Raw genomic sequence first — 531 nt, forward strand, 5'->3', positions numbered from 1 at the left:
CCGGGTCGTCCACGGCCACGTCCGGCACGTCGATGCCGGCCACCTTGGCCGCACGCAACCGCACCATCCGGTCATGATTGTCCGGATCGTAGGAGATGTTGCCCGTGCCGTCGGCCTTCTCGATACCGCCGATACGGTGCTCCAACCCCGGCGTGCCCGGGATCGCCCACGGCCGCGCCAGTGTCTCCGGATCCCGCTGGAACGGCAGGAACGCCCCGTCCTGGCCGTTCGGCTCGGTCGTGAACGGCACACTGATGTCCGGCAGCGCGGCAACCTCCGGCAGCCGCCACGGCTCCGAACCGTTGGCCAGATACCCATCCGACAACAACATCACCGGCGTCCGATAGGCCACCGCGATACGAGCCGCTTCCACCGCCGCGTCGAAACAATCCGAAGGCGACATCGGCGCGATGACCGGCACCGGCGACTCGCCGGATAGGTGGACAGGGCCGGTTTCCCAACTCTGAATAAGCAGGCTTAATGGGTCTGTGGCGAGGCGAGACGCCTCACGTCCTCCCTCCGACTCCGACC

1 pseudogene is annotated in these 531 nt (G+C 67.4%); it reads right to left on the bottom strand.

Annotated elements, in window-relative coordinates:
* Positions 1-436, bottom strand: a pseudogene (locus tag ABD999_RS43805) (2-oxoacid:acceptor oxidoreductase subunit alpha); the annotation flags it as partial.
* Positions 437-531 lie beyond the last annotated feature (95 nt).

The organism is Nonomuraea ferruginea (assembly GCF_039540635.1).
GTDB classification, from domain to species: Bacteria; Actinomycetota; Actinomycetes; order Streptosporangiales; family Streptosporangiaceae; genus Nonomuraea; species Nonomuraea ferruginea.